1 pseudogene is annotated in these 544 nt (G+C 46.3%); it reads right to left on the minus strand.

Annotated elements, in window-relative coordinates:
• Positions 1–544: pseudogene (locus LRP50_RS25460) on the minus strand (hypothetical protein); the annotation flags it as partial.

A 544-nucleotide genomic window follows, 5' to 3' on the forward strand; every position in this document is an offset into this window, starting at 1 on the left:
AAGCCAATAATCTTTGCCATCGGGTGTCGGAATGGCAATCCCAAATGTATAGGTGGTCATGACGTTGGTGCCCGTCGTGCCTCTTGTTAAAGCAACCCAAGAAACCACTTGCTCCCAAGGTGCGATCACTGGGGTATTGCTACCATCTGGGTAATAGCATATTTCTCGTCGTTGGCGATGGAAGCGAATGGGGCGTTGGCGAGCATAATCGAACGACGTTTTGATGATGACGAACCATACGACTCCGCCACATATTGCATAGAATATATAGAGGACGACTTCTATTTCACCTAAGCCTCTCAATAGTTCGCCGAAATACGACCCACCAGTAACATTGCTGTTTGAATATGCAACAGAGACAAGCACTGTGATCACAAGTAAGGTGACGGCATTAATGCATATGTGCCCAAATTGAACCTGAAATGCTTTCCCTTGGCAGCGAGCACCAATGTCCATATAAGCATCATTGATGTCGAGTATTTCTGAAGAGGGCACTGTGTCATCGTCTTTCAAGTAATACGCAGGCATGGGCTTCGGTGAAAAA

Source organism: Enterovibrio gelatinilyticus (assembly GCF_028683095.1).
GTDB lineage: Bacteria > Pseudomonadota > Gammaproteobacteria > Enterobacterales > Vibrionaceae > Enterovibrio > Enterovibrio gelatinilyticus.